General features: G+C 60.7%; 15 protein-coding genes. 3 read left to right on the forward strand and 12 right to left on the reverse strand.

The window, feature by feature from the left end; all coding sequences use genetic code 11:
• Positions 1–4 precede the first annotated feature (4 nt).
• Together GGQ66_RS18740 and eutC are read left to right on the forward strand one after the other, a co-directional pair.
• Positions 5–1,405, forward strand: coding sequence for an ethanolamine ammonia-lyase subunit EutB (locus GGQ66_RS18740; protein ID WP_183794487.1), 1,401 nt, complete (start codon positions 5–7; stop codon positions 1,403–1,405).
• Entirely contained in the window at positions 1,405–2,199 is a 795-nt protein-coding gene (gene eutC / locus GGQ66_RS18745) for an ethanolamine ammonia-lyase subunit EutC (protein WP_183794489.1), read from the forward strand. Before GGQ66_RS18740 ends, eutC begins: the two co-directional genes overlap by 1 nt.
• A gap of 74 nt (positions 2,200–2,273) precedes the next feature.
• Here eutC and GGQ66_RS18750 read toward each other — a convergent pair whose 3' ends face one another.
• The 12 genes from GGQ66_RS18750 to GGQ66_RS23330 all read right to left on the reverse strand — a co-directional run bounded on the left by GGQ66_RS18750 (position 2,274) and on the right by GGQ66_RS23330 (position 14,809).
• The gene (locus GGQ66_RS18750) at positions 2,274–3,317 is read right to left on the reverse strand and encodes an MsnO8 family LLM class oxidoreductase (protein WP_183794491.1); all 1,044 of its coding nucleotides are present in this window, start codon (positions 3,315–3,317) and stop codon (positions 2,274–2,276) included.
• A gap of 16 nt (positions 3,318–3,333) precedes the next feature.
• Positions 3,334–4,290 carry an ABC transporter substrate-binding protein gene (locus tag GGQ66_RS18755; protein WP_183794493.1) on the reverse strand — a complete coding sequence of 319 codons (957 nt, stop codon included), beginning with the start codon at positions 4,288–4,290 and terminating at the stop codon, positions 3,334–3,336.
• 10 nt (positions 4,291–4,300) lie between these two features.
• Complete coding sequence (locus GGQ66_RS18760; protein ID WP_183794495.1) at positions 4,301–5,050, reverse strand: ABC transporter ATP-binding protein; 750 nt, start codon at positions 5,048–5,050, stop codon at positions 4,301–4,303.
• The gene (locus GGQ66_RS18765; RefSeq protein ID WP_183794497.1) at positions 5,043–5,819 is read right to left on the reverse strand and encodes an ABC transporter permease; all 777 of its coding nucleotides are present in this window, start codon (positions 5,817–5,819) and stop codon (positions 5,043–5,045) included. The genes GGQ66_RS18760 and GGQ66_RS18765 overlap by 8 nt, the downstream gene beginning before the upstream one ends.
• Before the next feature lie 233 nt (positions 5,820–6,052).
• The gene (locus GGQ66_RS18770) at positions 6,053–7,066 is read right to left on the reverse strand and encodes a HAMP domain-containing sensor histidine kinase (protein WP_183794499.1); all 1,014 of its coding nucleotides are present in this window, start codon (positions 7,064–7,066) and stop codon (positions 6,053–6,055) included.
• Complete coding sequence (locus GGQ66_RS18775) at positions 7,066–7,758, reverse strand: response regulator (protein ID WP_183794501.1); 693 nt, start codon at positions 7,756–7,758, stop codon at positions 7,066–7,068. Before GGQ66_RS18775 ends, GGQ66_RS18770 begins: the two co-directional genes overlap by 1 nt.
• 43 nt (positions 7,759–7,801) lie before the next feature.
• Positions 7,802–9,289: a DUF4153 domain-containing protein gene (locus GGQ66_RS18780; RefSeq protein ID WP_306414082.1), complete on the reverse strand. Its 1,488-nt coding sequence runs from the start codon at positions 9,287–9,289 to the stop codon at positions 7,802–7,804.
• Between the two features lie 502 nt (positions 9,290–9,791).
• Complete coding sequence (locus GGQ66_RS18785) at positions 9,792–10,034, reverse strand: ribbon-helix-helix domain-containing protein (RefSeq protein ID WP_183794503.1); 243 nt, start codon at positions 10,032–10,034, stop codon at positions 9,792–9,794.
• A 6-nt stretch (positions 10,035–10,040) separates the two neighbouring features.
• A complete protein-coding gene (locus GGQ66_RS18790) occupies positions 10,041–11,126 on the reverse strand; it encodes a quaternary amine ABC transporter ATP-binding protein (protein WP_183794506.1) in 1,086 nt (361 codons plus the stop codon).
• The gene (locus GGQ66_RS18795) at positions 11,119–12,030 is read right to left on the reverse strand and encodes an ABC transporter permease (RefSeq protein ID WP_183794508.1); all 912 of its coding nucleotides are present in this window, start codon (positions 12,028–12,030) and stop codon (positions 11,119–11,121) included. Before GGQ66_RS18795 ends, GGQ66_RS18790 begins: the two co-directional genes overlap by 8 nt.
• 127 nt (positions 12,031–12,157) lie before the next feature.
• Positions 12,158–13,159 carry an ABC transporter substrate-binding protein gene (locus tag GGQ66_RS18800; protein ID WP_183794510.1) on the reverse strand — a complete coding sequence of 334 codons (1,002 nt, stop codon included), beginning with the start codon at positions 13,157–13,159 and terminating at the stop codon, positions 12,158–12,160.
• Positions 13,160–13,831: 672 nt separating this feature from the next.
• On the reverse strand, positions 13,832–14,809 hold the full coding sequence (locus GGQ66_RS23330) for a helix-turn-helix domain-containing protein (RefSeq protein ID WP_183794512.1): 978 nt from the start codon (positions 14,807–14,809) through the stop codon (positions 13,832–13,834).
• Between the two features lie 334 nt (positions 14,810–15,143).
• Here GGQ66_RS23330 and GGQ66_RS18810 point away from each other — a divergent pair, with 334 nt between their 5' ends.
• Positions 15,144–19,574, forward strand: a complete 4,431-nt coding sequence (locus tag GGQ66_RS18810) for an autotransporter domain-containing protein (RefSeq protein ID WP_183794514.1) — start codon at positions 15,144–15,146, stop codon at positions 19,572–19,574.
• Positions 19,575–19,589: the final 15 nt, after the last annotated feature.

Here is a 19,589-nt window from a genome sequence, read left to right on the forward strand (position 1 = left end):
CGAAATGGCATATCGTCAGATTGCGGCGGGAACGACCTATCGTTTCGACGATCTGAAGTCGCTGATGGCGAAAGCCACGCCCGAACGGTCCGGCGACCAGCTCGCCGGACTGGCAGCCGAAGGCCCGGTGGAGCGTCTGGCGGCGCAGATGGCGCTTGCCGACCTGCCGCTCAGGACCTTTCTCGAACAGGAGCTTATCGCTTCGGATGACGACGAGGTTTCGGCACTGATTGCCCGGCAGCACGACATGGATGCCTTCGGTGCCGTTTCGTCGCTGACCGTTGGCGAATTTCGCGAATGGCTTCTCAACCCCGCAGTCGGCCAGCCGGAACTGGAAGCCATCACCTGGGGGCTGACGCCGGAAATGGTGGCGGCAGTGTCGAAGATCATGCGCCTGCAGGATCTGGTCACCGTTGCTGCAAAGCGCGAGGTCATTACCCGTTTTCGCAACACGATCGGCCTGTCCGGGCGTCTCTCCACCCGCAATCAGCCGAACCACCCGACCGACGATTCCAGGGGTATCGCGCTCTCGGCCATCGACGGGCTGCTGCTGGGCAGCGGCGATGCGGTGATCGGCGTTAATCCGGCAACCAGTGCGGTGCCGGATTATATCCGTGTCGTGCAGTTGCTCGATGACTTGCGGCAATGGCTGGATATTCCGACCCAGACCTGCTGCCTCGGCCATGTGACCACGGCAATCCGGGCTATGGAACGGGCGGCCCCGGTCGATCTGGTCTTTCAGTCGATTGCCGGGTCGGAGAAAGCCAATGCCGGCTTCGGTGTCGATCTCGCCGTACTGCGCGAGGCACATGAGGCAGGGCTGGCGCTGAAGCGGGGTACGCTTGGCGACAATCTGATGTATTTCGAGACGGGGCAGGGCGCCGCGCTCTCCGGCGATGCTCATTTCGGCGTGGACCAGCAGACCATGGAGGCTCGCGCCTATGCGGTGGCGCGTGAATTCTCGCCACTTCTCGTCAACACGGTCGTCGGCTTTATTGGTCCGGAATATCTCTATAACGGCAAGCAGATCATCCGGGCTGGTCTTGAAGACCACTTTTGCGGCAAGCTGCTCGGCCTGCCCATGGGGTGCGATGTCTGCTACACCAACCATGCCGATGCCGATCAGGAAGACATGGATGTACTGTTGACCATGCTATGCGCGGCCAATGTCAACTTCGTCATCACTGTGCCCGGCTCGGACGACGTGATGCTGAACTACCAGACGCTTTCGCATCACGATTCGATCTATGCCCGTGAAACGCTTGGACGTCCGCCTGCTCCGGAATTCGAAGAATGGTTGCGCAATGTCGGCCTGACGAATGCCGATGGCCGGTTGGCAGACACGCCCGCGCTGGTGACACGCGCCTTGCGGGAACTCGACGTTCTCGAACAGGATGGTGCCTGATGAGCAAACAGCGTCCGTCCCTGATCACCAAGGCGCCGGAACTTCTGGAATGCCTGAAGGCGGCGACGGAAGCCCGCATCGCGCTTGGCCGCTGCGGGCCGGGTTTGCCAACCGCCGCCGTCCAGGGTTTCCTTCTCGATCATGCGCGGGCGCGCCAGGCCGTCTGGCGTCCGCTCGATGTGGATGGACTGGAGCGGAACCTGACGGCTTGCGGCGGGGTGGTGGTGCATGCCGCCAGTCGGGTGGTCGACAGGGCCGAGTATCTTCGCCGCCCCGATCTCGGGCGAGCGCTCTCCGAAAAGAGCCGCCGAGCGCTTGCGGCAAAGGCAAGTGAATGTGACGTCGCGTTTGTGATTGCCGACGGTCTCTCGGCCACGGCTGTCGAGATCAATGCCGCGCCGCTGGTTGCAGCCCTTTTGCCCCTGCTGGCGGAGCAGGACTTTTCGGTCGGGCCGGTCACGATTGCGACCCAGGCCCGCGTTGCGTTGGGTGACGATGCTGGCGTTGCCCTTGGTGCGCGGACGGTGATCGTCATTATCGGCGAGCGTCCGGGGCTTTCCGCTGCCGACAGCCTCGGGGTCTACATGACCCATGCGCCGGAAGCTGGCCTGCCGGACTCGCGGCGCAACTGCATATCGAACATCCGCGACGGCGGCCTCCCTGTCCCGGAAGCCGCTGCCAAGGTCATGTCCCTGCTTCTGGCCATGCGTGCACAGGCGACCAGCGGCGTCGATCTCATCGAGCAGGAGGATGGTATCCCGTTAGTGCCGGATGCCCGCGATCAGCGTCTTTGAGACAGAACCGGCTTCGCCGAGAAGAGAGGATTTTCGGCTATTCTTCAAATCCCGGCAGATTCCGCGCCCGCATCTTACTGGAAGGCCTGCGCCAGAAGGGTATAGTTGCGGAGCCGCAATTCCGGCTGGTCGAGGAAATCCTGGACCATGAACTCGCGGACACCCGTTTCTCTGGCCATACGTTCAATGGCGTGGCGCACGCGTTCAGGCGTACCGACGAGGTAATCGGGCCAGTCGGTGTCTTCGGCCCCCACATGCCCGCCAAGAATAAGCTCGGCTTCTTCCGGTGTGGGCAGCCTGTCCAGAAAGATGCCCTCTTCCCGGCGTAGCTTGAAGACAGCCCGCACAGGCATGGCCAGACGTTCCGCTTCCTGCTGGGTTTCGCCGATGACGACGCGTAGCGCCAGAAGCGTTTGCGGCTCGGAAATGCCGGCCTGCCAGGGCGATGGCCGGAAATGTTTCCGATAGGCTGCCACTGCATCCGGTGCATTGGCAGGAATGTGAAATGCGCTGCAGGCGAGCGCCAGCCCATGGCGCGCCGCGCGGACGGCGCTCGCCTCGGTTGCCGCGAGAATCCACGGGAGAGGGCCGGCCGGCTCGTCGGCCATGATGGTGAGGTCCCGGAACGGCGAACCATCAGGCAGGTCGTTTCCGAGCCAGCCGACGAGTTCACATACCTGCTGTTCATGATCGTCCGGTGTCTCTGCATCGCGCAGGCGCTTGAGCGCCGTATCGACCTTGATGCCGGCCGTCGCACGGCCGATCCCGACATCGATGCGTCCGGGGAAAAGCGCGTTCAGCGTGCGCAGCGCTTCGGCGGCCTTGTAGGGACTGTAGTGGTTGAGCAGCACGCCACCCGCACCGATGCGGATGGTTTTCGTTGCGCCGGCAAGGGCCGCGACGAAAACTTCCGGTGCGGGATTTGCCTCGAACCGGATGCCGTGATGCTCAACCACCCAGTAGCGCGTATAGCCAAGCCTCTCGGCCTCCTGCGCAAGAGCGATCGAGCTTTGCAGCGCGCCCGAAGAGGTCATGCCGCGAGGGATTTGTACGGGGTCGAGGATCGAGAGTTTCATGGCGTCCTGCCGGGCATGGATCGGGAAAGGGCCGGGGCACATGGCCCCGGCTCCCGGCTTATTTCGCCTCAAAGGCGCTCGGGGCGATGAGATCGGCCTTGATGTCGATGGCGCTTGCCTTCTGAAGCATATTGGCCTCGATCATGAAGGCCTGATCTTCCGTCAGGTTGGCGACGTCATCTTCACTCATTACCGGCGTGAAATCATAAAGGGGCATCTGCGCCCTGGCGTCTTCGATGGAGATCTTCTGTTCCTTCGCCGCTATGGCGAGTGCTTCCTCCGGATGGGCTTTCATGAAGGAGAGCGCTTTGTTGTGGGCGTCGAAATAGGCCTTTACCAGATCGGGATGCGCATCGAGGAAGGCCGTGCGGGCGGCGATGACAGTTGTCGGCTTGATCAGGCCCTCACCGCTGGTCAGCGGCTTGCCGCCGGCTTTTTCGACGGCAACGGCGTTTGCCCCAGCAAGGGTTGCGACATCCACCTGACCGCTGAGAAGAGCGGCGCGGGCCGTCGGCAGGTCCATGTTGATATATTCCACATCCTTCAGCGTCAGCCCCTGCTGGGCCAGAGCGGCGACGAGAAGCTGGTTGAGCACGGTGCCCTTCGGGCCGGCGATTTTCTTACCCTTGAGGTCGGCAAGCGTCGCGGGACCGTCACCACGGGTCATCAGGAAGTAGGCTTTGGGCGAACGGGCATAAGCTGCGATAACCTTGAGGTCGACACCATTCGCCTTGGCGAGAATGGCCGACGTGCCCCCTAGAACGCTGGCAATGTCGATTTCCTCGGCGGCGATGGCCTGCGTCTGCTGTGCGCCTGACGTGATTTCCGGGCTCTCGACCTTGACCCCTCTGGCGGCGAAGGTTTCGTCCAGATAGCCCTTCTCGCGCATCACGATGGAGGGCACGTTGAACGGCGAGGCTACGTAGGTGATGCGGACGCTTGAAGGCTGGTCAGCGGCAAGGGCCGGTGCGGCGATCAGCGTGGCGGCAAGAGCGATGGTCCGGATGAGCTTCACGGCTTTCTCCTCAATCAGGTTTTGTTTGCATTCGATCCGGCGTGGCCGGTGTGAGAAGGCGGGCGAGGACCGCGCGCCGACAGAGAGAGGCTTCGACACCCGTAGGGTCGCGCGGGTAGGGGATGTCGACGGTTTGCCGTCCAACGACACGGCCCTCCGAAAGCTCGATCACGGTCTGGCCGAGCACGACGGCTTCCTCCACGTCATGGGTGACGAAGACGATTGTCGGCTTTCGTGCCTGCCACAGGGAAACGAGTTCATTCTGCATGCTGCGCCGGGTAAAGGCGTCGAGCGCGGCGAAGGGTTCGTCCATGAGAAGCAGGTCGGGTTCCATCACGAGTGCCCGGGCAAGGGCCACGCGCTGCGCCATGCCCCCCGAAAGCTGGGCCGGCATGGCGCTCCGGAAGGCGCTCAGTCCCGTGAGATCGAGAATGGCGGACACCCTTTCATCGATCGTTTTGCGATCGACGCGCTTGCGCAGGCCGAAGGCGATGTTTTCGGCAACCTTGAGCCAGGGCATGAGCCGCGCTTCCTGGAAGACGACGCCAATGCGCGGGGCAGGGCCACCCGAAAGGACTTCGCCGGTGTCGGGCGATGCAAGCCCCGCCAGAATGCGTAGCAGCGTTGTCTTTCCGCAGCCGCTGCGACCGACAATCGTTGTAAAACTGCCGCGCGTCAGCGTCAGGTCGATGCCCGACAAGGCTGCGACCCGGTGGCCCGCGACGTCATAATGTTTCCCGATGTTGGAAAGCTCAAGCACGCGCCATCTCCAGATCGCCGGCGAGCCACGGAGCCAGGCGTGCGCAAAGGCGCTTCAGCAGGAAATCGGTTGCAAGGCCGACGACCCCGATCACGAGAATGCCGACGAGAACGATATCGGTGCGCGCGAGGTCCTGTGCGTCCGTGATCAGATATCCGAGGCCGACAGAAGAGGCGATCAGTTCGGCACCGACAAGCGCGCGCCAGCTATAGCCGAGGCTGATCCGCAATCCGACGACGAGGGCCGGCAAGGCGGAGGGCATGACGATGCGGCGAATGATCTCCCATCGGTTGAGGCCACAGACCTTGCCAACCTCGATCAGTTTGCGATCTGCCTGGGCGATGCCGCCGCGCATGCCGAGGAAAACCGGAAAGAAGCACGCCAGTATGATGATCCCGATCTTCTGCGCTTCGCCAATCCCGAGCCACAACATCAAGAGCGGCATGAGGGCCAGCGGAGGGATCTGGCGGAGGAACTCCAACAGGGGTTCCGCGACCACTCGAACGATACCGCTTGCCGAAAAGACGATAGCCAGCGGGATGGCGACGGACACGGCGAGTCCATAGCCGATGCCCACGCGCATGGCGCTGGCCCATGTGTGATGCAGGAGTTCGCCGCTTGACCACAGCGCCACAAAGGCACGCCAGACCTTGACCGGCGGTGGAAGCAGGAAGGGACTGACAAGCCCGGCCCACGACACAGCCCACCAGACCGTCAGGCAGCCGCCGATGGCAATGAGGACTCCGAAAATTTTGTCGCGAACAGGCATGAGGAAAGGCATTTCATGGTCGGTCAGGACCGTTTATTCTAAAAACTTGATTTTTCAAGTCATAAATTATTTTTTGATTTATCGGTCGACCATGTCAGGTTTGAAATCCGATCTGCAGATTTCTGGCCGGTCATTGATTTCGCGAAATAGATCAAGTCTTTATGGGTCCGCTTCGGGAATGCGTTCGATGCCGGTTCACATCTGCGGCACGTTACCGTGTGCGGCTGGTCTATTCACCGTGCTGGCGGCAGCAGAATTTCGAATGTCGTGCCATCGTCACCGGTCTCGTGCAGGCGTATTGAACCGCCATGGGCGGATAGCACCGCACTGACGATTCCAAGGCCCATGCCCGTGCCGCCATCATCGCGGCGGGTTGAAAAGAATGGTTCGAAGATCCGGCTTCGGTTGCCTTCGGGAATACCGGGGCCATCGTCCTTCACTTGAACCGTCATCATGTGGCCCGTGTCCCCGGTTTCCAGGGTTAGGCCTTGTGCGCCGTGCTGAAGGGCATTTTCGGCCAGATTGCCGAAGACGATCATGGCCGCATCCGGGGGCAGGGCGATAAGATCGACGCTCCGCTCGGGAAGGGTGATGGTCACGGTGGGAAAGCGTGCCTCCAGCATGGTGACGATATCTGCGAGGCTGCTCTTTCCGGCTGTTGCCGGCAATTCGGCACGTGCCAGATCCCGCAGGCGCGCCAGCAGCGTATCGAGCCGCTTGGTATCGGCGATGATATTGTCGAGGAAGCGCTGGCGCTCGGCACCGGTCATCGGTGTTTCGATGTCATCTTCGCGCAGCAGCTCCGCCGCGCCGCGGATGGATGTTACCGGCGATTTCAGTTCGTGCGAGACATGGGTTGCGAAGGACCGGACATAGTCGGAGTGATCGACCAGCTTGCCGGCAAGGTCGAGAAAACTCTGCGAGAGGGCGGCGATCTCCCGGGTGCCGTAATTGTCGAGCGGTTGGATCGCGGCCCGCCCGCCCCGTGCGATGGCGTCTGTCCGGGCGATCAGGGCATGGATCGGCCCGGTCAGGGTGCGGGTGAGCACATAGGCGACCGCAAGCGTCAGCAGCGGAATAATGACGAGGGCGGTCAGTTCCGCCGGCGCCATGGCGTTCGAGTTTGCCGCTATGAGACGGAACCAGAGAACCGCTAGGGCCGGAAGGGTCATCACGGTCAGCAGGACGGCATAGACGATGAGTGCCAGCGGCGGGCGCCACTTGGGTTTGACGCGAAGCTGCGGCATCAGTCGGTGCTCCCGGGTTCGATGGCAAGCTTGAAACCGATGCCGTGAACGGTGGCGATGATGCCGTCGCCGCCGGCGACCGCAAGCTTGGCGCGGATGTTGCGAATATGGCTGTCGATCGTTCGGTCGGCAACGTAAGTACCGACACCATAGGCCGCTTCCATGAGTTGGGTGCGGCTGAAGACGATGTTCGGCCGCGAGAGCAGGGTATCGATGATTGAAAATTCAAGTGCGGTCATTGACAGCAAGACGTCGCCAAACGCAACGCTGCGTCCGCCCCGGTCGAGACGCAGCGCGCCCGCGCTAAGGGTTGTGGCCGGCTGTGTGGGGCTGGCGCGCTTTAGGATGGTTTTCACCCGGGCCACCAGCTCGCGTGGGCTGAACGGCTTGGTGACATAATCGTCACCGCCGATCTCGAGGCCGAGAATCCGGTCGATCTCCTCGTCGCGGGCCGAAAGGAACAGGATCGGCAGGTTGGAACTCTGGCGGATCTGCCGGCAGACATCGAGGCCGTCCATGTCTGGCATACCGATGTCGAGCACGATGAGATCCACCTGGCCCCGGCGAAAGGCCATGATGGCCTCTGTGCCGTTGCGGGCAGTGGTCGTGGCCATGCCGGCGCGTTCCAGCGCAAAGCAGATCACTTCGCGGATATTGGGTTCGTCGTCGACGACAAGAATACGGTGCGTCATGGGAGGCCTGCGGTGGTTTGATCCTGTTTTGGTCGTTTTGGCGTTATCTTGCAACCGGTGCGGTCAGGAGAATGTAGGCGTTCTGCCGCGCCTTGCGGAAGGTCCAGCTTCGCCAGTCGTCTGGGCGACGAAGGGCCGCGTAGGCCAACCGGCTACGAATGTCCCGGGCGAGATCGCGCTGCGGCCCGGCCATTGTTTCAACAGCCGCGATATAGGTGTCGAGCGCAGGTAGCGCGGAGGGGCCGAGTTCCCTGAGGTAAAAAAGGTCGAGTGGGAGGCCTTTCCCGGAAATTTCGCGGCTGTGTTCCACATTGAAGCGGGCGATGAAGGCCGGCAAATCGGCAAGTGCGCTGACGAACAGGACGGTTGCGAGCGCTATGCTGCTCAAGCTGACAAGCCATGCATTGGATTGGTTGAAGCGGATGCGCAGCAGGATGAGGAGCAGACCGGTCGCGACGAGGCCCATCCAGATGCCTGCGGCGAGCCGCAATTCGGTCAGCGAGTAGATTTCGACATAGAGATCGAGCCGTAGCATGGCGGAAAGGCAGAGAAGGACATTCTGGGCAATCCAGAGGTAGACAAGGCCGCGAATGAGCCGGCTGCGGCTGCCCGGCCCACCGGGACGCATGGCGGCAAGCACGAACACGGCGGCAAGCAGGGCCGTAACGATAAGCGGATAAGCGCCGCGATGGGCATATCGCGCATAACTCATATGCGCCGGCAATTCTGCGCCACCCCATAAGTAGGTCAGGTCCAGACCGGTCTGCAGCGCAAAGACCACATTGAACAACGCCAGCGAGCGCAGGAGCATGGCTTCGCCGAACAGGACGTTGAGCGAAGCGTCGCAGCGGCGCCGGATGGTAATATGCTGGAGATGTGGACGCAGCAGCGCGCCGCCGAGAACGCCGACCACGATCCACAGGCCGATGCGGTCGAGGTCAAACAGGCGCAGCAAGAGGTCGAAGCTCAGGTGATCGAACAGAATTCCGATCATCGGGTTGGCGATGGAGAAGAGGGTGAGGAAGCCGCAGGCGAGACCGACCGGAATGATCCAGGCCTTGATTTGTGACCAGAGATGGCTGGATGTCACTTGCTGCCGACCACGGCCCATGACGTGGGACGGCGCCCGTCGGACCCTGCCGGGAATTGCGAGGAAAAATCGCAGGATGGCGGCTGGGATGCGCGTGCGTTGTCTGGGCATGAGGCCGGCTGCGGCGAGCGCCACGACGGCCAGTGCCGCAAGCGCAATGGCGATGCCCATCCAGCTTGCCTGTTCCAGAAGCGGCGTGGTCGCAGCAAGCGATAGAAGCAGGCATCCGGCCTGTTGCAGGCGGGACAGATGTGCGCGGGCAACGATGAGAAGAACGGCGGAGACGAGATTTGCGAAGACGAAAAGGTTGATACCGGGCTGAAGCCCGAGCAGCAGGACATCCGCCGAGATGATGAGGAAGAGCAAGGCAAGAAGCCGCAATCGCCTGCTCTGGCCAGGGGTGAGAGGACGCCGGGACGAGGTCGAGGAAGACATGGTCATGTGCCCGCTCCCCTGTTGGGACGCTCGGCGTTGTTCCGGAGGACTTCGGGAACTGTCGGTGTGAAGGCGGGGGGAGGAGTAGTCTCCTCCAGCCACCAGGCTTCCATGCGCAAGCGGCACGGTAGGGGAAGAGGAAGGGTGATGGGGCGTTTGCGTTCATTTTTCATGTGGCCATAGTCTGCCCCGTATTTGCAGTTTCCGTGCAGTCTTCGAGGAGTTGTTCAGGAAAATGCCGCCTGTTTCGGTTCACCGAGCGACGTTCCCGGCTGCCAAAATTTCACAGCAGCATGAGGGGGTGAGCCAGCATCTCCTGAATGTGTGGAAGACGAGGTGCGCGCCATAGCAAACGATGAGGCCAAGGAAACCCGGCGGGCAGCATGCTTGATCCACGGCGGGTATCGCTCTTGCGCTCTCGTGATGTGGAAGGTCGTGACCACATGAAGAGGGGGCTGTCCGTGATTTCAATTTCTTGAACTGGACATCCCCCTCTCGCATCCTGTCATTAATGACCGAACATGCGGCCAAATGCGAAGATGCCGCCGCTCTTCACAGGTTGGGCCGGCAAGGGTGCTGGATGATGTTGCAGGTAGAAGCGTATTGCCGCGGCAATCAACTCGTTTTCGTTCGGATGAGCGCCGCGAATGATCTCGCCGCGCACCAACGCGGCAAGATCAGATGGCAGAGACACGTTCAGAACGCTTGTCGTCTGACGGCTGGGGTTCCGGTGAACGGGCTCGTTTTTCATCGCCCCTCACTCGGTTCGAAGCATGTTGCGCGTCACGTCCATCAGATCGACAACGCCGCGCGGTCTCCCTTGCCGGGAAAGAACCGTGGCTTCGCGAATATCGGAGGAGGTCAGTTGCTTTGCAGCCTCCTCGAGCGTTATCGAACCGGACAGCGTCAGGGACGGCCAGGACGTATCGGGTTTGTGCGGTCGTGTAATGGCGCGTAATTGAATGACGCGGGCGCGGTTCACTTCACGCACGAAAGCGCGGATGTAGTCGTTTGCCGGATTGAGAACGATGTCCTGTCCCGTGCCCTGCTGGGATATTTCGCCGGCGCGCAGCACGACGATCTTGTCGCCGAGCCGCAATGCCTCATCCAGATCGTGGGTGATGAAGACGATGGTCTTGCGCAACTCCTGTTGCAATTCGAGCAGGACGCTTTGCATGTCGACACGGATCAACGGGTCGAGCGCAGAGAAGGCCTCGTCCATCAAGAGAACGGGCGCGTCATTGGCCAGTGCGCGGGCAAGTCCGACGCGCTGTTGCATGCCACCGGAAAGCTGCGTCGGATACTGATCTTCATAGCCTTTCAAGCCGACCCGTTCGATCCACCTGCGGCCGACGGGTTCGCTTTCCTTGCGGGAAATGCCCTGGATATCCAGCCCGTAGAGGGTATTCTCCAGTACGGTCCGGTGTGGCAGCAGCCCGAATTTCTGGAAAACCATCGCTGTTTTATGGCGTCTGAATGTGCGTAACTCGGTCTCGCTCATCTTCGCGACATCTTGTCCGTCAATCAGGACCTGACCGGCGGTTGGGGCGATCAGGCCGTTGATATGGCGCAACAACGTCGATTTTCCCGAACCGGACAGTCCCATGATGACCGAGATGCTGCCCGCGGGCAGTTCGGTATCGATGGCCTTCAGGCCAAGGGAATGACCATGCTTGCGGTTCAAATCGCTTTTGGTCATGCCTTTCTTGACGGCATCGATATGGCGGTCGGGATGGGGGCCGAAGATCTTGTAGAGATCCTGAATAATGATCGCGGGAACGACGGCTTCATCATCCGCTTCAAGGGCAGCCGGCTCGGCGGCAGTGTTGGATAGATCAGTCATGCTGGACCTCCGTATGCTTTTGCAGGCGCTGGCCGAAGGCCTGGCTTGCCCGGTCGAAGGCTATGGCGATGGCAACAAGCGCGAATCCATTCAGGAAACCCATGGTGAAGAACTGGTTGTTGATGGCCTGAAGCACATTCTTGCCAAGGCCGCCGACGCCAACCATGGAAGCGACAACGACCATGGACAGCGCCATCATGATGGTCTGGTTGATGCCGGTCATGAGAGTGGGCAGGGAGAGCGGCAGTTGCACGTTCCACAGCTTCTGCCGTTCGGAGGAGCCAAAGGCATCCGCCGCCTCGATGACTTCCTTGTCCACCAGCCGGATACCCAGATTGGTCAGGCGGATCATCGGGGGCGTGGCATAGATCACAACGGCGATCATGCCGGGCACCTTGCCGATGCCGAAAATGACGACGACCGGGATGAGATAGACGAAACTCGGCAATGTCTGCATCACGTCGAGTATGGGCATGATGAGTTTTTCAGCCCGGTTCGAACGGGCGGCCAGAATGCCGATCGGCAAGCCGATAATGACCGCCACGATCGTGCACACCGTCACCATTGAAAGCGTGACCATCGTATCCTGCCAAAGGCCGACCCAGCCAATTGCCAGAAGGGCCAGGACCGTGCCCAGCGTGATGCGCCATGAACGGCTGGCGGCGTAGGCGATGGTCACAAGCACCAGGAAGACGATAATCCAGGGTGAATTGGCGAAAGCATCTTCAAGCCCATTGAGAAAGCGCTGAAGTGGCGCGGTCGCCGCATCGATCAGGGGCGAGATTTCGCGAACAAGATCGCGGAATCCGCCATCGACGGTGCGCCGGATTTCGCGCAAGCTCCGAGAACTGAGTTCCGGCGCTTCGCAAAGAAGGGTGGGCAATCCCCAGCAGGATGAAGCCATGGGCTATCCTTTTATGTCATAGCATTTCCCGTCGCGAAGCCGCCCCGGGTTTCGGCTGGAAAGGCTGAGGTGAATTCGAGAATGCGGGGTGGTGGGACAGGTCGCCTGCCCTGCCGCAGGCGCGGTCTTAGAGGGCGGCTTCGACCTTCTTTGCGCTTTCAGGCGCAAGCCACGCCTTCCAGACATCCGGATAGGTTTCGAGGAAGTGGCGGGCGGCGTCCTCGTTCGTGGCCTGATCCTTCTCCTTCCAGGCCAGAATCCCATTCACCATGTCATTCTTCCAGCTACGCTTGCCCAGATAATCCATCGCGGCGGCGTTCTTCTCTGCAAAGGATTTCGTCACCACGGTGAACACCTCGGACTTCGGATAGTCCGTCACCTTCGGGTCTGGGCAGTCCGCTACCACGGTGCAGCGGTCGAATTCCGCACGGTCGAGCGGCTTTTCGAATGGCAGTTTCACCATGTCGTACTTGCCGAGAATGGCGGTTGGCGCCCAGTAATAACCAAGCCAGCCCTGCTTGCGCTCATAGGCATTGGCAATGGAGCCGTCGAGACCGGCAGCCGAGCCGCTATCGACGAGATTGAAGCCTTTTTCATCGCCCTTCAGCGCGCGGTAGAGGTTGGCGGTGGTGATCTGGCAATTCCAGCCGGCAGGGCAATTCAGGACACCGCCGCGTTCGGGGTTTTCCGGTGCGGGAAAGAGTTCTGGATTTTCGAGTGCTTTTTCTACCGTCGTGATTTCGGGATGCGTCTTGGCGATATAGGCGGGAATCCACCATCCTTCCACGCCGCCATCTTCCAGAATGCGGGCGGCTTCAACCAGACGGCCTTCGGCGAATGCCTTTTCCAGCGGGTCTTTCACTGCATTGATCCACAATTCTGGCGCAATATCCGGTTCGCCCTTTTCATTCATGGAGGTGAAGGTCGGCATGGTATCGCCGCTCACGAGATCAACCTTGCAGCCATACCCCTCTTCGAGGATAATCTTGTCCACCCACGCGGCAACGCCTGCAGATGCCCAGTTCATCTCGGCGATCGTAACACGGCCACAGGCTTCCTGAGCCTGCGCGGATGTTCCGAGGAGGCTCGTGCAAGCCGCGAAAAATGAAAATGCGAGCAACTTCGTCATGACAGACTCGTCCCTTCGTCGTTGTGCAGCGGTCAAGTCAAACGCCGAACGGGAACCGCTGCGCGCCCGTTGACAGAGGTGATTGTTACGGTTTCCACAAAGGCCAAGGGGCAAAGGAAACCAGACGCGACACAGAAGCATCGCGAGGCGCAGAACGGCTGAACGCCTGGAGCGGGAACTCAAGAGAACCTGATGCGCCGGTTGGAATGACCGCCAAGAAGCGGTGCGAACGGCTGAAGGGGTATCCAGAAAAAGCCACAATTGCAACCCGACAACGGGCAATTTGTTGTCTCTGGTGACTCTCTGTTCAGATGGCTTCGAGATTTATTAAATTATTACAATGGATTAAGCTAATCGGCGAATTTTGCTTTTGTGCATTCGGCTTGCGGGTCGTTGCTGGTCAGCTCGAAGATCGCGGCCTGGCTGTGAGCGCGCACCGAACGGTTGCCCTCGGAGAAAATGCAATAAGTAACCGGGCCTGACGGCTGGGATTGCCAGTGCCGCCGAGGCCATCAAGGCCGGTATCATGCTGCCACTTAGCGGTCCTTCCGCTGCGGCTGGTAATCAGACCCGTGAAGGCGTTGAGACACGCGATGGTGACATTGTCGGGAAGAGCCTGACAAATGGGAGCCTTCGTCTGATTTCTCCTTTGCTACAACCAGCCCCTTCAGATCACGGCTGTTCGCGCCTCAGTGTCCGTGGCGATTGCCCGAAATGGTTCTTGAAACGGGTAGAGAAATTGGCGGCAAAGCCATATCCCACTTCCGCTGCGACCTGCGAAACGGACATATCCGTTTCAAGCAGCAGCCGGCGAGCCTTGTTCATGCGCAGACCATCGATGAACTGCACCGTCGATGTGCCATAAAGGCGCTTGAAGCCGTAGAACAGTTTCGTGCGGTTGATGCCGATCCGCCGGCTGAGAGTCCGGATATCCGGCGGGGCATGAAGTGATTCCTCAAGCAACATTCGCGCGCTTCTTATGGCGGCGATGTCCGTCGAGGTCAGGCGCTGTCGTTCCACTCGGCGCTTTTGCGCAACGCCATCGACCGTCGCGAGAATGATTTCCTGCGCCTTGGTCGTGATGAAGGCAGCGTCGAGGCGGGCCGCTGCTCGACGATTGAGAATGGCCTGTGTCGCGCCACGCAGATTTGCGGTGAAGTTCAGCGGGTGATGTACATAGTCTTCATCGGGCTGCGTCAGATGATCCTGTATCCGCACACCGAAGAAATCCTCGAGCCATGCCGGGCGACAGGCAATGGTCACGAAACTCTGATGCCGCCCGCCCGGCACGCGCTCCTTCATGAGTTCGTCGGGCGAGGCCATCAGAACGCCGGCGGCATTTTCCGCGATTTCCGGCAGGCCGGAATCGCCTAGCCACGTTTCGATGGAAACATCGAAGCCGAAATGGAAACGGAAAAGGCCGTCGTCGTAAACTTCGTATTGTCGGTCGCCCTGAAAAGAGCAATCTGCAACTAAAACACGAATATCGGGGGCGTCGACATAAAGAAGCCGCCCACTGCCCTCATCGCCGCTCAGTTGCTTGGCAGTGAACCTGAAAGCGCCGTTGTCGTCCTGTGCAAGGTTGCGGTCTTCCACAATGCCTGCGTCGACAAATTCTGAAAAACGCCCCCAGCGAAACGGCTTTGTCACGTCTTCTCCTCTTGCTTCCCCCGTCTAAGTAACTGGCATCGTTGCATACTGCGTGCAAGAGCCTCCGCCGCACCAGCGGTTATAATGTTGAACGCAAATGTTTTGCTGCGCCCAGAAAAAGACGGTGAGGAAACTTGAATGTCATCTACCATCAAAGCGCGTCCTCAGGCGGGATTCGCGTTCGGGTCGTGTGCGTTGGTGAAAGTGGATTTGCCGGGGGGCGGAAATGAAGTGTGCCGGGTTGAGCAAGCGTCGGGGCGGGGATCATGAAAAAAGGCGGCTTGGCAGCGGCGTAAGGGTCAGGTGGAACGAGGCCGTTCTGTGCTCCACGAGCATGCTGGCGCTTATCCTTGGTGGCGCGTTGGCGCAACCGGCCTTTGCCGATTCCGTTTTCTGGAATGGCGCCGCCGGTGGAAACTGGTTCAGTGACGCCAACTGGGTGTGGGACGGCCACACGCCAACCGCTGGCGACAATGCCTATATCAACTCGAATGGACCGTTGCTGGCGTCCGGCACCCATGGCTATGCTGGCGGTCTCTTCATCGGCACGAACCTGACAGGCACGCTTGGCATAGATGGGCAGTTGACCACCACAACTGCCACCCTTGGCAACAGCGCCGGCGCAAGCGGCTCCGTTTCGGTTTCGGGCATATGGAGCCTGGGCGGTGCGCTTTATGTCGGCAATGAAGGCGATGGCGCCGTTACCGTCACAGGTGGCGATGTTTCTGCAGGAACGACCTATCTTGGCGCTGGCTTGGGTGGCTCGGGCACGTTGACGGTGGAGAGCAACGGTTCGTTTGGCACCGGCGGCCTTTATATTGGATACGCGGGCACGGGTGGCGCGCCCGGTGCTGTGGGTGGCGATGGAATACTGACGGTCACGTCTGGAGACGTTTCCACGGACGTTGCGGTGATCGCGGACGGTGTCGGCAGCACGGGAACGGCGACCATCTCGGGTAGTTCGAGCTCCATGACCAATGCGGGAGCTTTTGTCGTCGGTGGCGGCGGCGTGGGCAGTCTTGTCGTCGAAAATGGTGCGACGGTCGACAATTCCGTTTCGACGACCATCGGCAATCTCGCCTCCAGCGCAGGCAGCAGCATTGTCGTTCGTGGCGCGGGTTCGACCCTTCAGGATACGGGCGCGCTCATCGTCGGCAATAGCGGCGCTGCGACACTCAGGATTGAGAACCAGGCAATGGCCACCAGCAACGGCAGCATCATTGGTCGCCACTCGACAAGTTCCGCAACGGTGACGGGAACCGGGTCTGAGTGGTCGACGGGTGATTTGCGTATCGGTGGCGACAGTAACGATGCCGGTGGGACTTCCGGCGATGGCACATTGAATGTGACGGCCGGAGGTGCGGTCACGAGCACATCGGCACGTCTTGGCGATGTGGCCGGCATGGAAGGCGAGGCGATCGTGGACGGCGCGTCGTCCCGCTGGGAGGTGACAAGCGGCTCCCTCGAAATCGGCCGTTCCGGCTCCGGCTCCGTTACGATCCGAAATGGCGCGACCCTTGAGACCATTCATGCCCTCCTGGGCTCGAACGCCGGTGCAGAGGGTACGGCAACCATTACCGGCACCGGCAGTTCCTGGGCCGCGTCGGGCAATATTTACGTCGGCAATGTCGGCAATGGCGATTTGTCGGTGCTTAACGGTGCAACCGTCACAAGCGCTGCCGGTTATATCGGGACGGACGCGGCTTCGAACTCGTCCGTGACCATCAATGGCGCGAGCTCGGAATGGAGCATGACCGAGCCCTTCATTGCCGGATATATGGGCGATGCGACTGTTACTCTTGGTGCCGGCGGACGGATCAGCGCGCTTCAGGGGACACTGGGGGATATGGCCGGCTCTTCGGGCACGATGACGGTTACCGGTGCCGGTTCGAACTGGAATGCCTTTGTCGATAACAGCATTGCCTATTCCGGTTACATGAATGTCGGCCGCTTCGGCGACGGTGACCTTACGGTTTCTTCGGGCGGCAGCGTGACCGGCTATCGTCTCTATATCGGCAATGAAACCGGCTCCAACGGCACGGTTCTTTTGACGGGCACGGGGTCCGAGATCGAGATGGCGAGCCGTCTTTATATCGGGGCCTACGGCAACGGGTCCCTGACGGTGCAGGACGGTGCACGCCTTGCGGCTTCGGACATAAGGATCGCCTATGATGCGGGCGTTACGGGTTCGCTGAACATCGGTGCCGCATCGGGCCAGACGGCGGCAGCGGCCGGCACGCTTGATGCCGGCGGTATTGCTTTTGGTGCCGGTGACGGCAAGCTGGTTTTGAACCACACCGGCACGGCATACGCGCTTTCCGCGGATATCAGCGGCGATGGCCGGGTTCGCGTAGAGAATGGTACGACGACCCTTTCAGGAACCAATACCTACACGGGCGGTACGTTGATTTCGGGCGGTACGCTGATCGGTAACTCCGGAGGCAGTTTCGGCACAGGCGCCATCGTTAACAATGCGGCGTTGGTCGTGAATGGCGGCGGCACGCTGTCGAACGGTATTTCCGGCAGCGGTTCGTTCGAAAAAGCCGGTAGCGGCACGCTCACCCTTTCGGGGGCCAATACTTATGCCGGTGGCACGACGATTTCGGGCGGTACGCTTGTCGCGACGACGACCAGTCTTGCGGGTGACGTAGCCAATTATGGCACCCTTGTCTTCGACCAGAATACGGACGGCACTTTTGCCGGTGACATTTCCGGAACCGGTAATCTGGTGAAGGACGGCACGGGGATCGTCTCGTTGACAGGGACACTGACCTATCGCGGCACGACGACGGTTCGCGCGGGCAAGCTGATCGGCAATACCTCGACGCTCGGCGGTTCGGTCGTCAATGAAGGCCGTTTGGAGTTCGATCAGGCCTTCAACGGAACCTATAGCAGTGTCATTTCCGGTTCAGGGAGCGTTTTGAAGACGGGTGCCGGTGTTCTGACCATGACGGGCGCCAACAGCTATACGGGCGGAACGACGATTGCCGCGGGCACTCTGGCCGGCAATGCCGACAGTTTTGGAACGGGCGCTATCGTCAACAACGGTTCGCTGGTCATCAACGGGGCGGGTACCTTTGCGAATGCCGTTTCGGGAGCAGGTTCTCTCGAGAAGATAGGCGCCGGCAAGCTGACCGCCACGGGAAACAGCTCCTATACCGGTTCAACGCAGGTCTCCGGGGGCACCCTCTCCGTCAACGGCAATCTGGCCAGTATCGTTACCGTGGGGAACGGGGCTTTCCTTGGCGGCAACGGCGCGATTGGTGGTTTGTCACTGTTATCGGGTGGAACGCTGGCGCCGGGCAACTCCATCGGCACCCTTACGGTCAATGGGAATGCCAACCTTGCCAGCGGTTCGACCTATGCGGTCGAAGTGGATGGCAACGGCAATGCCGACCGGCTGGCAGCCACGGGTACCGTCACGATCGGCAACAATGCCAATCTTCTCGTCACGCCGGAAAATGGCACGGATACCGGGGCGACCTATGCGCTCAACACCCAATATACCATCATTACCGCAGATGGCGGCGTGACGGGGACGTTTGACAACGTAACGGAAAACTTCGCGTATCTGACAGCGGCGGTCGAGAAAAGCGTCGATCAGAAATCGATGTTCCTGACGTTGAACCGAACGACGACCGATCCGGGTGCTTTCGCCGCGGCGGTTTCCACGCGAAACGCGAAATCTGCCGCCAATGCGGTCGAAGCGCTCGGTTCGGGTAATACGCTGTATGACAAGGCGCTATACCTGAGAGCGGATGAAACCCAGACGGCTTTCGCCCAGCTCTCAGGCGAGCTGCATGCGTCTGTCGGGGCAGCCCTGACGGAACGCAGCCGCTTCAGTCGCGATGCGATCCTCAACCGTCTGCGCGATGCCTTCGCGCCGGAAACGCCGGCCGGCTCTGGCAATGCAGGCCTTGGGGCAAACCCGTCGTCGCTTGACGGTGTTACGGTCTGGTCGCATGGGTTCGGTTCGTGGAGCGACTATGGGTCCGACGGCAATGGCGCGGCCGTTGATGTCAATGGAGGCGGCCTCCTCATGGGTGCCGATACGCGCGTCGGCGACAATTGGCGTTTCGGTCTGGCCGGCGGTTACGGCCAGGATCGGGTTTCGGAGAATGCGCTCGATGCCTCTGCGGATGTGGGCAGCTACTACATCGCCGCCTATGGCGGCACGACGGCGGGCCCGGCTTCTTTGCGCTTTGGTGCCGTTCATGCGCTGCAGAATGTGGAAAGCCGACGCGCGATCTCCTTCTCTGGCTTCACGGATAGTCTCAAGGGCGATTATGACGCATCCACCAGCCAGATTTTCGCGGAAGGCTCCTGGCGTTTCGATTTCGACCAAACGCATGTCGAACCCTATGCCAATCTGGCCTACGTGAATACGCGTACCGATGGCTTTGCGGAAACCGGCGGTGCCGCGGCGCTTTCGTCTTCCTCGCGCCATTACGAGCAGGTCTATTCCACGGTCGGGCTTCGCGTCGGACATGACTTTATGCTGGAAGACATGACCGGCAAGGTGACGGCGGGGATCGGCTGGCGTCATGCTTTCGGCGATATGACGCCGGACACGGACCTGTCATTCGCAAGCGGTGGCGGCTTTACCGTGGCCAGCACCGGTCCGGCACGCGACGCAGCGTTGCTCGATCTCTCCTTCGGTTTCGATTTGACAGAAAAGGCGTCTCTGTCGCTTGGCTATAATGCTGTGCTCGGCGAACGCATCGCGGATCAGGGGGCTACGGCCAGGCTCGGGATCAGGTTCTGATGCGATCGGCCGGAC

The sequence above is a fragment of the Allorhizobium borbori genome, assembly GCF_014196535.1.
GTDB lineage: Bacteria > Pseudomonadota > Alphaproteobacteria > Rhizobiales > Rhizobiaceae > Ectorhizobium > Ectorhizobium borbori.